Source organism: Pseudomonas sp. D4-21 (assembly GCF_051132125.1).
GTDB lineage: Bacteria > Pseudomonadota > Gammaproteobacteria > Pseudomonadales > Pseudomonadaceae > Aquipseudomonas.
The window spans coordinates 921324-935529 of sequence record NZ_CP071664.1 but is presented as its reverse complement, the minus strand read 5'-3'; the positions used below and the strand labels follow the sequence as shown (position 1 = coordinate 935529).

Below are 14206 nucleotides of genomic sequence, written 5' to 3'. Positions count from 1 at the left end.
AGGCCTAGTTATGAGTTGTTGCTGCCCGTTATTTGAAAAAGCCGCTGCCGATAAGCACAAGCCATGGCACGAACTTCCGGATGCAGAGCATCCCGCAACGCCTCACTGCTCACGCGAAGGAAACTCACATTTCCACCCGCCAGCGCCTCGCGCAGCCAAGTCAGGGACTCGTCGATGCGACCTTCTTGCGCCAGCACCGCCGCATGGCTGAACTGGCCTCGGAAATCTCCAGCTTCGGCCGAACGCCGATACCACTCGGCCGCCGCAACTGGATCCGCCGGGCAACAGCGCCCGTCCTCCAGATAACGCCCCAGCAGGTTCATTGACTTGGCGTGGCCCAATTCTGCGGCACGGCGGTACAGGGCCAACGCCTGCGGCTGATCTTCAGTAACCCCACGCCCGGTCGCCAACAGGTTGGCGTAGTTGTACATCGCCCAATCCAGCCCTGCCTCGGCGGCCTGTCGATAATGGGCGGCAGCGACTGCAGGATCGGCAACACAGCCCCAACCATGCTCATGGCAACGGCCCAGCATGTTGCGCGCCATCAAGTGCCCGCGTTGGGCGGCGATGTCGAACCAGCGCAGGGCCAGGGGTTTGTCCTGTTCGATGCCCTGCCCATCCAACAGAATTTGCCCAAGCAGCGCCTGGGCCTCCAGCACGCCAGCGCCAGCAGCGATGAGAATCGCTTGGGCCGCGCGCGCCGGGCTGACCTTGAGCATGGCTTTGAGGCTTTCGCCGTCGAGCACCTCTTCTCGGCGCAGACGAAAATCCGCCACTTACACCTCGACCCAGCGGCGCAACAGGTTGTGATAGGTGCCGGTCAGGCGGATCAACGAAGGGTGGTCGGGTACGTCCCGGGTCAATTGCTGGATCGCGCCGTCCATCTCGAACAGCAGTGCCCGCTGGCTGTCTTCGCGCACCAGGCTTTGTGTCCAGAAAAACGAGGCGTAGCGCGCGCCCCGGGTGACGGCGTTGACCTTGTGCAGGCTGGTCCCCGGATACAACACCATGTCGCCGGCCGGCAGCTTGACCCGCTGGGTGCCGTAGGTGTCCTGGATTTCCAGCTCACCGCCGTCGTAGTCCTGCGGGTCGCTGAAGAATAGCGTCGCCGATAGGTCGGTGCGCACCCGCTCGGCACTGCCCTTGGGCTGGCGCACGGCATTGTCGATGTGGAAATCGAAGCTGCCGCCAGCGCTGTAACAGTTCACCAATGGCGGGAACACCTTGTGCGGCAGGGCCGCCGACATGAACAGCGGGTTTTTCCACAGCCGTTCAAGCATGGCCGCGCCGATCTCCTTGGCCAGGGGATGGCCCTCGGGCAGTTGCAGGTTGTGCTTGGCCTTGGCCGATTGATAACCGGCGGTGACCTTGCCGTCCTCCCATTCGGCCTGCTCCAGCGCTTCACGAATACGCTGCGCTTCTTCGGCGCTAAACACACCGGGGATGTGCAACAACATGGCATTCGGACCTGTGGATAGAGGGGCGCCAATGGTAGTGATTCTTATTGGCTGTGCACAACCCCGCACAACGCACCACTCGACGGAAACCGTAAGGGCAAATTGTAAAGAATGTAAATTCCTCTCAAATAGCAATATTTCGCAATTGATACAAATACCTGTTTCCCCTATATTCCGCGGCCTCAAACCTTGGGGAAGGCACTGTTCATGTCGCGTCAACAACTACAATCACCGGCCCATTCACCTCGTTTACTGGCTTCCGCCATCGGCGTCGCGCTCAGTGCAACCTCCGTGGCGCAGATGGCCCAGGCGGCAGAAAATACCGAAGAAAAAGCCCCGCGCAATGCCATTTCCCTGGATGCCACCAGTATCACCGGCGAAGCCCAGGACACGACGTCCTATCAGGTCGAGAAAGCCTCGTCCTCGAAATACACCGCGCCGCTGGTCGACACGCCACGCTCGGTGACGGTCATCCCCCAGCAAGTGCTCAAGGACACCGGCGCGCTCAACATGCAAGACGCGCTGCGCACCGTGCCCGGCATTACTTTCGGCGCGGGTGAAGGCGGCAACCCCCAGGGCGACCGCCCCTTCATCCGTGGCTTCGATGCCCAGGGCGACACTTACCTGGATAACGTGCGTGACACCGGTTCCCAGAGCCGGGAGATCTTCGCGGTCGAGTCCATCGAGGTCAGCAAGGGCCCCAACTCCGCCATCGGTGGCCGTGGCGCCGCCGGCGGCACCATCAACCTGGTGAGCAAGAAAGCGCATCTGGGCGACTCCTTCGACGGCGGTTTCACCTGGGGTTCGGACCAGACCCAGCGCTACACACTGGACGGCAATTACCAGTTCAGCGACAGCGCCGCCGGCCGTCTCAACCTGATGAGCCATGAAAGCAACGTCGCCGGTCGTGACAAGGTCAACTACGACCGCTGGGGCGTCGCGCCATCGCTGGCGTTCGGCCTGGGCACCGATACCCGGGTCAACCTCGATTACTACCACCTGGAAAGCAACGACCTGCCGGATTCGGGCATTCCCTACACCGTGCCCGCCTCGGGTCGTACGGCCGATCGCACCAAGGCCAACCCCGACAAGCCCTACGCCGGCGGCGACAGCAGTAACTTCTACGGCCTCACCGACCGCGACTTCCGCAAGACTCGCGTCGACACGGCGACCATCGCCATCGAGCACGACCTGAGCGATGCACTGACGGTCAAGAACACCCTGCGCCACGGCTCCAGCATGCAGGACTACATCCTGACCCAGCCCGACGACAGCAAGGGCAACGTCAACAATGGTACGGTCTGGCGCCGGGCCAACACCCGCGTCAGCAATGTCGACACCACCACCAACCAGACCGATCTGTTTGGCGATTTTTACGTCGCAGGATTCAAGAACAGCTTCTCCACAGGCATCGAACTGAGCCGCGAAACCGGCGAGAAATCCTCTTACAACGTCAACACCGACACCGTGCCGGGCACCGCCGCCGCGAACACCAACTGCACCCCGGCGACAGTCGGCTCGCCAAGCGGGAACAACTGCACGTCGCTGTCCAATCCAAACCCGAACGATCCCTGGAACGGCGCGATTTCCCGCAACTACGCCGGCACCGACACCACCAGCGTCACCCGTGCGCTTTACGTGTTCGACACTTTGGAGCTGTCACCGCAATGGCTGGTGAACATGGGCTTGCGTTACGACCACTTCGACACGAAATACAAAACCTACAATGCCGCCGGCACCACCACTTCCAAGGGTGATGACACCAGCGAGTTCGTTACCGGCCAGTTCGGCCTGGTCTGGAAACCGGCGGACAACGGCAGCATCTATGCGTCCTACGCCACCTCGGCCACGCCGCCGGGCAACACGGTCGGTGAAGGTCAGGAAGGCAACCCGCTGGGTGGCACGCCGGACCGCAGCGGCAACCTGCTCGCCAGCGACATGGAGCCGGAAACCACCAAGAACTACGAAATCGGCACCAAGTGGGACTTGCTCGACAGTCGCCTGTCACTGACGGCCGCTATCTTCCGCACCGAGAAGGAAAACGCCCGGGTCCAGGTCGACACCACCACCTATGAAAACGCCGGCAAGACCCGCGTCGACGGCCTCGAACTGTCAGCCAGCGGCAAGCTCACGGAAAAGTGGCAAGTGTTCGCCGGCTATAGCTACCTGGACAGCGAACAGGTCGATGGCGGGCCGTTGAGTGTTACCGATGGCAATCAATTGCCCAACACACCGAAGAACAGCGCCAGCGTCTGGACCACCTATGCCCTCACGCCGAAGCTGACCATCGGTGGCGGTGCCTTTTATGTGGACGATGTATTTGGCAGCGTGGCGAATACTACGATGGTCGATTCCTACGTGCGTTACGACGCCATGGCCAGCTACAAGGTCAGCAAAAACCTGGACCTGCAACTCAACGTGCAGAACCTGACGGACGAGACTTACTACGACAAGGCTTTCTCGACCCACTTCGCCAACCAGGCGGCCGGGCGTACCGCGTTGTTGAGTACCAACTTCCACTTCTAAAGGCGAAAACCCGATGCCGATGGTCAGGCAATGTACTTGTGGGGGCTAGCTCGCTCCCACGGGACTGAGCCCCCGGCCATCACGGACCGGCACCGGGCAAAAAGCCCCGCTCATGCAAATGATCGGGGCTTTCAGGTGTGTTTATGAATGGTTCTCGATAACACACGGCATAATGCACGCCGTGACAAACAGTATTGAACGAACAAGGCGGGCGACGTGTTGAAGAAAACCCTGTTCCAGTTGCACTGGTTCTTTGGCATCAGTGCCGGGCTGGTCCTGGCATTGATGGGCATTACCGGTGCGTTGGTGTCGTTTCAGGACGAGATCCTGCGCGCGCTGAACCCACAGGTGCTGACGGTTGAAAAGCAACCGGCCGGCATATTGCCGCCTGCCGAACTGGTGGAACAGATCGAAGCCGCGTCCGGCAAGACCGTCAGCATGCTCTGGGTAGAGACCGACAGCGGCAACGCCGCACGGGCGGTTTTCACCGCCTCGCCCGGGGAAAAGCGTGGCCCGATGCGCTACTTCAATCCCTACAACGCGCAATTCATGGGGGATGTGGTGGGGCAGGACTTCTTTGGTCTGATGCTCCGTCTGCACCGCGTCCTCACCCTGGACGACGTAGGCCGGCAGATCACCGGCGCGTGCACGCTGATCCTGGTGTTTTTCTGCCTGTCCGGGCTTTACCTGCGCTGGCCGCGCCAATGGAAAAACTGGCGCGCCTGGCTGACCCTCGATTGGGCGAAAAAAGGCCGCAGTTTCAATTGGGACCTGCACTCCGTCGCGGGCACCTGGTGCCTGGTGTTCTACCTGCTGGCCGCCTTGACCGGGCTGACCTGGTCCTACGAGTGGTACAACAAAGGCGTAACCCGCCTGCTTTCCGATTCGCCCAAGGATGAGCGCGTGCGCAAGCGCGGCCCCGCACCCGGTGGCCCGGCGCCGATCGCCGACTACCGCGCCATGTGGAGCAGCATCTACAGCGCCGCCGGCCCCGACCTGTCCGCCTATAACGTGCGCATGCCGCCGGTAGCGGGACAACCGGCGACCGTGTTCTACCTGCTGAAAAACTCCCCCCATGACCGGGCGCTGAACCAGCTTATCCTCGACCCGGCCACCGGCGTCGTCAGCCGTCACAGCCGCTACAGCGACAAAAGCTTCAAGGCGCAATTGCTGACCAGCATCTACGCCCTCCATGTCGGCAGCTACTTCGGCCTGGTCGGCCGGATCCTGGTGACCGTCGCCGCGCTGGCCATGCCGCTGTTTTTCATCACTGGCTGGCTGTTGTATCTCGATCGTCGACGCAAGAAGCGCCAGGTCCAAAAGGCCCGCCAGGCGCTGACCCAAACCCCTGGTGACGCCCCGGCGTGGCTGATCGGTTTCGCCAGCCAGAGCGGTTTCGCCGAGCAACTGGCCTGGCAGACCGCCGGCCAGCTCCAGGCCGCCGGCCTGCCGGTGAAGGTCCGGCCATTGGCCGGCGTCAGCGAGCAGGATTTGAACAGCTCCACTCGCGCCTTGTTCGTGGTCAGTACCTTTGGCGATGGCGAAGGCCCCGACAGTGTCCGGGGTTTCGAGCGCAAGGTGTTGGGCCAGCCGCTGAGCCTGGAACGCTTGCAATATTCGGTGCTGGGCCTGGGCGACCGCCAATATGAAAACTTCTGCGGCTTCGCCCGCCGCCTGCATGCCTGGCTGGCGGAACACGGCGGCAAGACACTGTTCGCGCCGGTGGAAGTGGACAGCGGCGATCCTTACGCCTTGCGCCACTGGCAACAACAGCTGGCGGAACTCACCGGCCAGGCCCCGGCGGACGCCTGGCAGGCGCCGAGTTTCGAGCATTGGACGTTGAACCAACGCACCCTGCTCAACCCCGACAGCTGCGGGTCTGGCGTATACCTGCTGGGCCTCACCGCACCGGGGCCGAGCAGTTGGCTGGCCGGTGACCTGGTGGAAATCCTGCCGCGCAATGATCCATGGGCCATTGAACATTTCCTCGATGGGCTGGGCATCGCCGGTATTGCTCGGGTACACGTCGACGGCTTGCAGCAGACACTCGAACAAGCCCTGGCGACACGCCAGTTGCCGGAAAACCGCGCCCACTTGGTCGGCCTGCACGCCCAGGCACTGGTGGAGGCGTTGGCACCGCTGGGCATGCGCGAATACTCCATCGCATCGATCCCCGCCGATGGCGTGCTGGAACTGATCGTGCGCCAGGAGCGCCGCGCCGATGGCAGCCTGGGCGTCGGCTCCGGCTGGCTGACCGAACATGCGCCGCTGGGCAGCCCAATCAGCTTGCGGGTAAGACGCAACAGCAGCTTTCATCTGCCACCCCAAGGCGTACCGATGATCCTGCTGGGCAACGGAACCGGCCTGGCCGGCCTGCGCAGTTTGCTCAAGGCCCGTGTTGCCGAGGGCATGCAACGCAACTGGCTGCTGTTTGGCGAACGCAACCGCGAACACGATTTCCATTGTCGCGATGAGCTTCAGGAATGGGTCACCTCCGGCGACCTGGAGCGACTGGACCTGGCCTTCTCCCGAGACCAGGACAAGAAAATCTACGTCCAGAATCGCCTGCTGGAATCGGCGGCATTGCTCAAGCAATGGCTGGCCGACGGCGCGGTGATCTATGTCTGCGGCAGCCTGCAAGGCATGGCGTCAGGGGTGGATCACGTGCTCAACCTGGTGCTGGGGCGTGAGGAAGTGGAGAAGCTGATCGAGCAAGGGCGGTATCGGCGGGATGTGTACTGATCCTGGTCACCCAACATCAACCCTGTGGGAGCGAGCCTGCTCGCGAAAGCGGTGTGTCAGTTTGCACAAGTGTTGCCTGGCACACCGCTTTCGCGAGCAGGCTCGCTCCCACATGGGGTCTGTAGTGGCCTCTGATCACACCGGCTGCAACTTCTTCTCGAACACCGCCACGCCTTCCAGGTCCCGCAGCACCACGCTCATCTCCCCGCTCTGCCCGTCGATGTCCACCTCGCCAAAGAACTGATAGCCGGCAAACGGCGAGGTGTTCTGGGCCGGAGGGGCTTTCTGGAACACCACTTCAGGGCCGAAGGTCTTGTCCAAGGGATTGGGCCCGAAGCTGCCGGCGTTCAATGGGCCGGCGACGAACTCCCAGAAGGGTTCGAAATCCTGAAACGCGGCGTGTTCGGGGTGGTAGTGGTGGGCGGCGCAATAGTGGACATCGGCGGTGAGCCAGACGTAGTTGCGCACCTGATGCTTGCGCAGATAACCGAGCAATTCGGCGATCTCGACTTCGCGCCCCTGGGCCTCGCCCGGGTCACCGTTGGCGACCGCTTCCCAACGCGCAACGCCGGGGCTGACCTCGCCATCCGGCACGCCCAGGCCGATGGGCATGTCAGCAGCGATGACTTTCCACTGGGCACCGGATTGCTTCAATTCGCGCTTGAGCCAGTCCAACTGCTCCCGCCCGAGGAACGGTTTGGCCGCACCGAGGTTCGCGTCATTGGCTTGTCGATAGCTGCGCATGTCCAGCACAAACACATCCAGCATCGGCCCGTAACCGAGCTTGCGGTAGATGCGCCCTCCCCCATCGGCCTTCTGCAGGCGCATCGGCGCGTATTCCAACCAGGCCTGTCGCGCACGACCGACCAGGCTGTGGATATCCTTGGTCTGGTAGCGCTCGTCCAGTTGCTTGCCCGGCGACCAGTTGTTGACCACTTCGTGATCGTCCCACTGCCAGATCTGCGGCACTTCGGCGTTGAAACGGCGGACGTTATCATCCATCAGGTTGTAGCGGTAGTTACCGCGATATTCATCCAGGGTCTCGGCGACCTTGCTCTTGGCTTCGGTGGTCAGGTTGCGCCAGATGCGCCCGCCCTCTGTGGTGATCTGCGCCGGCACCGGGCCGTCGGCATAGATGGTGTCGCCGCTGTGGATGAAGAAATCCGGCAGGCGCAGGCGCATGGCGTCATAGATGCGCATGCCGCCGATGTCCGGATTGATACCAAAACCCTGGCCGACGGTGTCGCCGCTCCAGACAAAACGGATGTTGCGCTTGAACTGCGGCACGCTGCGCAGGTGGCCGAGCCACGGCTCGCTGGCCACACCGCTCTGGGCGTCTTGGAAATGCACGCGGTAGAAAATCGCCTGGTCGGGTGGCAAGCCGGTGAGCTCGACCCGAGCGGTGAAATCGCTGCGGCTATCGGCCAGCGCCGAGACGAAGCGCCGGGGGTTGGGGAACTGACTGCGGGTGTCCCACTCCACCACCATCCTCGCCGGGCGGTCACTGCGGCTCCAGATCATCGCGCGATCACCTTGCAAGTCGCCCGACTGCACACCTTCGGTCAACACGGGCCGGTCCTTGACCGAAGCGATCACGGCCGGGGCCAGCCCGGGCAGCAACAAGCCCGCGCCAACGACTTGCATCACACGGCGGCGGCCCAGGTCGAATTCGCTCATGGTGTTCTCCCCAAATGGGAAAACTTAAGCATGGCTGTGTGAAGTGGGTGTGACAGGGATTTTACGGACATCAATGACCTTTGTGGGAGCGAGCCTGCTCGCGAAGCGGTGTGTCAGACAACAAACTCATCGACTGACACACCGCATTCGCGAGCAGGCTCGCTCCCACAAGGGGAAAGTTACTGTCTCAAAAGCGATCAGGCCTTCGCCGGCTCCAACGCCATTTCCATCACTTCCGGTCGCTTGAGCAGCGCATACGCCACTGCCGTCACCAAACTCCCCGCCACGATCGCCAGCAGGTACAAAAGCGCGTGGTTGATGGCATTGGGGATCAGCATCACGAACAGCCCGCCGTGAGGCGCCATGAGTTTGCAGCCGAAGTACATCGACAGCGCACCGGTCAGCGCGCCGCCGGCAATGCTGGCCGGGATCACCCGCAGTGGATCCTTGGCCGCGAACGGGATCGCGCCTTCGGAGATGAAGCACAGCCCCAGCACCAGCGCTGCCTTACCGGCCTCACGCTCGGTCTTGGCGAACTTGCGGCGGGCTATGAACGTGGCGATGCCCAGCCCAATCGGCGGCACCATGCCGGCGGCCATTGTCGCGGCCATGGGTGCATAACTTTGCGAAGCCAGCAGTCCCACGGAAAACGCGTAGGCGGCTTTGTTGATCGGCCCACCGAGGTCCACGCACATCATCGCCCCCAGCAGCACGCCCAGCAAAAGCGCGTTGGTGGTGCCCATGCTGTCGAGGAAATGGGTCAGACCCTCAAGCATGCCCGCCACCGGTTTGCCGACGATGTAGATCATCACCAGGCCGGTGAACAGGCTCGCCAGCAACGGAATGATCAGGATCGGCTTGAGCGCTTCAAGGCTCTGAGGCAGGCGCGCGTAACGGTTGATCGCCTTGGCCGCATAACCGGCGAGGAAACCGGCGATGATGCCGCCGATGAATCCAGCGCCCAGGGTGCTGGCCAGCATCCCGCCGATCATCCCTGGCGCCAGGCCAGGTCGGTCAGCAATCGAATAGGCGATGTAGCCCGCCAGCAGCGGCACCATCAATTTGAATGCGGTGTCGCCGCCAATCTGCATCAGCGCCGCTGCGAGAGTGCCAGGTTCCTTGAAGGCCTCGATGCCAAACACGAACGACAAAGCGATCATCAAGCCACCCGCTACCACCATCGGTAGCATGAACGAAACACCCGTCAGCAAGTGTTTATAGACACCGCTTTTTTCCGCCTTCGCCGGGCCCGTGGAAGCACCACTCGCTGCGCTTTCCTGGACGCCTTCGGCCAAGGCTTTTTTCAGCGTGGCTTCGGCTTGTTTCAACGCAATGCCGGTGCCGCAGCGATAGATTTTCTTACCGGCGAAACGCTCGGTGGCGACCTCGATATCGGTCGCCAGCAACACCACATCGGCCTCGGCAATCGCCTCGGGGCTGAGCGGGTTGCGGGCGCCCACCGAGCCCTGGGTTTCGATCTTCAGGTCATAACCCAAGCGTGCCGCTGCCTGTTGCAAGGCTTCAGCGGCCATGAAGGTATGGGCGACGCCGGTCGGGCACGCGGTGATGGCCACCAGGCGCGGGGCGCGTTCGGTCGACGGCGCAGGTTCTTCGGCGAGCACCTCGGCCTCGCCCAGCACTTGGGCCTCTTCGGCGCCGCGACGTAGCACCGCGTCAACGTCCTGCAGGGCGAGGGCCGGGGTGCTGCGAAACACCCGCTTGCCAACGAATCGCGACAGGTCCACCGGGCCGCTGGCAACCAGCAATACCCATTCGGCCGCTTCGAGGGTCGCCGCCGACAACTGGCGTTCCGGGTGGGCCGCGTCATGGACTTCGACACTGGTGCTCCAACCTTGGCGCTGGGCCGCCGCATCCAGCAGGCGGGCGCACAACACGCTGGTGACCATGCCGTTCGGGCAAGCCGTCACAATGGCTAATTTCATCTTGCGAACCCTCTTATTGTTCTGTCAGGGGGCGCACGCGCACGCCCTGTTCAAGCGACGCCAGCAAGGCGGTGTCGTGGATGCCGAACCCGATCTGGGTGACCGCCATGGCGGCGATGGCCGTGGCGGTGCGCAGGGTCTGCTCCGGTGCGTGGGCAGCGAGCAATCCATGCAGCATGCCGGCCAGCAGCGAATCGCCGGCGCCCACGGTGCTGGCGACAGTGACCTTGGGCGGCGAGGCATGCAGGGCCGAACCAACGCTGAACCAATTCACACCGTCGGCGCCGTGGGAAATCACCACATGTTCCACGCCTTGGGCATGCAACCGCTGAGCCGCTTGTGCCTGGGCGACCTCGGTCACCACGTCGCAACCTAGCGCATCGGCCAGTTCCTCGGTATTGGGCTTGATCAGCCATGGCCCCGCCGCCAGGGCGACGCGCAACGCTTCGCCGCTGGTGTCGAGGGCGACGTTCAGGCCGAGCTGTTTGAGCCGCATGATCAGCGCCTGCAACCATTGCGCACTGACGCCTCGGGGCATGCTGCCGGCAACCACTACGGCATCGTGGCCTGGGGCTATCTGCTCGAGACGTTCCAGCAACGCTTGTTGCGCGGCTTCATCGACCATCGGGCCAGGACCGTTGAGGTCAGTGATGCGTCCGTCCTGTTCGGCCAGCTTGATGTTGCTGCGGGTTTCGCCGGGGACGCGAATAAAAGCGTCGACGAAGCCACGCTGGATAAACAGCGTCTCGAACACTTGGGCGTTGTCTTCACCCAGGAAACCACTGACGGTCAGGGTGTGGCCGAGGTCCGCCAGCACCTGCGCCACGTTCACGCCCTTGCCGGCGGCGTGGGCGTGCATGGCGTCGCTGCGGTTGACCTGGCCCGGTTCCAGGCGCGCCAACTCAACCGTGAGGTCGAGCGCCGGGTTAAGGGTCAGGGTAAGAATCTTCGCCATTACAGCGCCTCCACTAATGCGCGCACGTCATCGGCGCTGCCCACGGCCAATGCCGCTTGGGCCAGGGTTTGTACTTGTGTCAGGCTCAATTCGCGGACTCGTGCCTTGACCTCCGCGATGCTGCGGGCCGAGACACTCAACTCGTCCACGCCCAGGCCCACCAACACCGGCACCGCCAGCGGATCGGCCGCCAGCTCGCCGCACACACCGACCCATTTGCCATGGGCATGGGCGGCGCGCACGGTGATGTCGATCAGTTGCAATACCGCCGGGTGCAAGCCGTCGGCCTGGGCCGACAGGGTCGGGTGACCACGGTCGATCGCCAGGGTGTATTGCGTCAGGTCGTTGGTGCCGACGCTGAAGAAATCGACTTCCTTGGCGAGTACCGGCGCCAGCAGCGCGGCGGACGGCACTTCGATCATGATGCCCAACTGCAAATCCGCCACGGGGATCTCCCGACGCAGACGCTCGGTCATGTCCCGGGCCTGGCGCCACTCGTCGATGCTGCCGACCATGGGGAACATGATCCGCAGCGGACGGTTGTCCGCCGAGCGCAACAGGGCGCGCAGTTGCGCTTCCATGACGTGGGGGCGCTGCAAGGTCAGGCGGATGCCGCGCACGCCGAGGAAGGGGTTTTCTTCCTTCGCGATCGGCCAATAAGGCAACGGCTTGTCGCCGCCGACGTCGAGGGTGCGCACCACCAGCGGCCGACCGGCCAGGCCATCGAGCACCTTGCGGTATTCGGCTTCCTGGGTCGCTTCGTCCGGGGCCTCGGTGTGGGCCATGAAGATAAGCTCGGTGCGCAACAGGCCGATGCCTTCGGCGCCCTGCTCCACCGCGCTGGTGACGCCGGCGCTTTCGCCGATGTTGGCGAATACTTCAACGGCATGACCGTCGCGGGTCAGCGCCGGTTGGTGGCGCTGTTCGGCGGCGACTTTCAGGCGCTGCTCACGGGTGTCGCGCTCTTCAGCGGCCCGTTGCAGGGTCGCGGCGTCCGGGTCGACATGCAGCCGACCACGCTGCCCATCCAGCAGCAAGGACGTGCCCGGCGCCAACAGCAACACCGCCGCGCCTGCGCCCACCAAGGCCGGAATGCCCAGGGCGCGGGCGACAATGGCACTGTGGGCGGTGGCGCCGCCGCGTGCGGTGAGGATCCCCGCCACGCGGGCCGGGTCCAGGCGCGCGACGTCGGAGGGGCCGACTTCGTCCATCACCAGGATGTAGGGTTGATCCGGTTCAGCCGGGGTCTCGATGCCGCACAACTGCGCCAGCACCCGACGGCCAACATCCCGCAGATCGGCGGCGCGCTCGGCAAGCAAGGCATCCTGCAGGGCTTCCTGTTCCTTCGCGGCGGCTTCGATCACGCCCATCCACGCCGCTTGCGCGCTCTCGCCCAGCTTCAGGCGGGTGTCGACTTCGTCGGTCAGTTCCGGGTCGTCGAGCATTTCCTGGTGGGTGATGAAAATCTCGCGGATGGCCTTGGCCTTGGCGCGCTCGATCAAGCCCTCGATGTCCCGACGTACCTGGCCTAGGGCGTTTTGTAGACGCTCGCGCTCGATCGCCGGAGACTCGCCACGCAGTGGATAATCGATGTCTTGCTGCACTTGGATATGCGCCGGACCGATGGCAATGCCCGGCGCGGCGGCGACGGCCTGGATCAGGCTGCCGGATTCCGGCGCGAGCAGCACGGTGGCAACTTCGGCAATGGTGGTTTCTCGCGGCGCGCTCGGTGGCGGCAGCGGTTCGACCTCTTCGCCGAGACCTTCTTCGACGGCTGCGAGCAACGCCGGCAACGCGTCGGCGGCAATGCTGGGTTCGGCAATGAACTCCAGGACCTGACCGCGACGGGCGCCCAGACTCAGCAGTTTGCTCAGACTCTTCACCGATACGGCGCTGTCCTGGCCGTCGACGATGCGCACGCGGATCTCGCCTTCGAAACTTTTCGCCAGCTGGGCAAGGATTTTCGCTGGGCGCGCGTGCAGGCCGTGGGCATTCGCCAGTCCGATGCGCGCGCTGGGCCAGTCGGCGGACAGTTCGCCCCCCAGCACTTCCAGGACCTTGCGGCTGCTGGTAGCGCGGCCCAATTCGTGGCCGCGACCTTCGATCAGCAATGCGCAAAGCCTTTCCAGCAACGCCTGGTGGGCCTCGCCGAGGCTGGCCAGGCAGAACAACCCGCTCAGGGGTTGGCCCAGATAACGAATGGGTTTGTCGGGCGTGACGAAGGCCAGGCCCGGGCGCTTGACGGTCTGTTCGCTGTGCAGCCACCAGAGCCCATCGCCGAGAGGCAACGCTTCGACCTGCTGCAGCACGCCGGCGAAGCCGTTGCTCACGCAATCGGCCTGGCGTAACAAACGGGCGCCGCGCCACACCAGTTCTTCGAAATCGTCGGCCGACACGCCGAGGCCGATCATCTGCGCATCCAGCGCCAGTTCCTGCGGCGCGCCTTGCAGCAGTTTCAGCAAGGCTTCGGCGCTGCCGGCGCGACGCAATGCCTGGCCCAGATCGGTCTCGCCGAGGGCGCGGGTCAGCAGTTGCAGCAGGCGCAGGTGTTCGTCGGACTTGGCGGCGATGCCGATCGCCAGGTAAACGATCTGGCCGTCGCCCCAGTCCACGCCTTCGGGAAATTGAAGCAAGCGCACGCCGGTGGAATACACCAGGTCGCGGGTCTGCGGAGTACCGTGGGGGATGGCAATACCTTGGCCAAGAAAGGTCGAGCCCTGGGCCTCGCGGGCCTGCAATCCGGCAAGATAACCCTCGGCTACCAGGCCATCGGCCACCAGTTTGTCAGCGAGCAGTTGCAGCGCGGCGTCTTTATCCACAGCCACCTGGGCCATGGATATCTGCTCTAGAGTGAGCTCGAGCATGCTTTCTCCTTTTTGGCGTCCGGTTGGCGCCAGGTATTGTTT

Annotated in this window: 8 protein-coding genes; 2 read left to right on the top strand and 6 right to left on the bottom strand. The window is 63.6% G+C overall.

Features of this window, described 5'->3' with window-relative positions; genetic code table 11:
* Window positions 1–8: 8 nt before the first annotated feature.
* Both J3Q04_RS04065 and J3Q04_RS04060 read right to left on the bottom strand, forming a co-directional pair.
* Entirely contained in the window at window positions 9–719 is a 711-nt protein-coding gene (locus tag J3Q04_RS04065; protein WP_434611665.1) for a tetratricopeptide repeat protein, read from the bottom strand.
* A 57-nt stretch (window positions 720–776) separates the two neighbouring features.
* A complete protein-coding gene (locus J3Q04_RS04060; protein WP_434560693.1) occupies window positions 777–1457 on the bottom strand; it encodes a Fe2+-dependent dioxygenase in 681 nt (226 codons plus the stop codon).
* Between the two features lie 207 nt (window positions 1458–1664).
* Here J3Q04_RS04060 and J3Q04_RS04055 point away from each other — a divergent pair, with 207 nt between their 5' ends.
* Both J3Q04_RS04055 and J3Q04_RS04050 read left to right on the top strand, forming a co-directional pair.
* On the top strand, window positions 1665–3983 hold the full coding sequence (locus tag J3Q04_RS04055) for a TonB-dependent receptor (protein ID WP_434607813.1): 2319 nt from the start codon (window positions 1665–1667) through the stop codon (window positions 3981–3983).
* A gap of 216 nt (window positions 3984–4199) precedes the next feature.
* Window positions 4200–6725 (top strand): PepSY domain-containing protein, encoded by a 2526-nt coding sequence (locus tag J3Q04_RS04050; protein ID WP_434607816.1) that lies wholly within the window; start codon window positions 4200–4202, stop codon window positions 6723–6725.
* Between the two features lie 135 nt (window positions 6726–6860).
* Here the strand turns inward: J3Q04_RS04050 and J3Q04_RS04045 are convergent, their stop codons facing one another.
* The 4 genes from J3Q04_RS04045 to ptsP all read right to left on the bottom strand — a co-directional run bounded on the left by J3Q04_RS04045 (window position 6861) and on the right by ptsP (window position 14164).
* Window positions 6861–8402, bottom strand: coding sequence for an alkaline phosphatase D family protein (locus J3Q04_RS04045; protein ID WP_434607818.1), 1542 nt, complete (start codon window positions 8400–8402; stop codon window positions 6861–6863).
* Window positions 8403–8599: 197 nt separating this feature from the next.
* A complete protein-coding gene (locus J3Q04_RS04040; RefSeq protein ID WP_434607820.1) occupies window positions 8600–10345 on the bottom strand; it encodes a PTS fructose-like transporter subunit IIB in 1746 nt (581 codons plus the stop codon).
* Between the two features lie 13 nt (window positions 10346–10358).
* Window positions 10359–11300 (bottom strand): 1-phosphofructokinase, encoded by a 942-nt coding sequence (gene pfkB / locus J3Q04_RS04035; RefSeq protein ID WP_434560703.1) that lies wholly within the window; start codon window positions 11298–11300, stop codon window positions 10359–10361.
* Complete coding sequence (gene ptsP, locus J3Q04_RS04030; RefSeq protein WP_434607823.1) at window positions 11300–14164, bottom strand: phosphoenolpyruvate--protein phosphotransferase; 2865 nt, start codon at window positions 14162–14164, stop codon at window positions 11300–11302. Before ptsP ends, pfkB begins: the two co-directional genes overlap by 1 nt.
* Window positions 14165–14206: the final 42 nt, after the last annotated feature.

Bases quoted from the DNA above. Each gene is read 5' to 3' on its own strand.
- J3Q04_RS04045 (WP_434607818.1), bottom strand. From the start codon at position 8,402: ATGAGCGAATTCGACCTGGGCCGCCGCCGTGTGATGCAAGTCGTTGGC.
- J3Q04_RS04040 (WP_434607820.1), bottom strand. From the start codon at position 10,345: ATGAAATTAGCCATTGTGACGGCTTGCCCGAACGGCATGGTCACCAGC.
- J3Q04_RS04055 (WP_434607813.1), top strand. From the start codon at position 1,665: ATGTCGCGTCAACAACTACAATCACCGGCCCATTCACCTCGTTTACTG.
- pfkB (WP_434560703.1), bottom strand. From the start codon at position 11,300: ATGGCGAAGATTCTTACCCTGACCCTTAACCCGGCGCTCGACCTCACG.
- J3Q04_RS04060 (WP_434560693.1), bottom strand. From the start codon at position 1,457: ATGTTGTTGCACATCCCCGGTGTGTTTAGCGCCGAAGAAGCGCAGCGT.
- J3Q04_RS04065 (WP_434611665.1), bottom strand. From the start codon at position 719: ATGCTCAAGGTCAGCCCGGCGCGCGCGGCCCAAGCGATTCTCATCGCT.
- ptsP (WP_434607823.1), bottom strand. From the start codon at position 14,164: ATGCTCGAGCTCACTCTAGAGCAGATATCCATGGCCCAGGTGGCTGTG.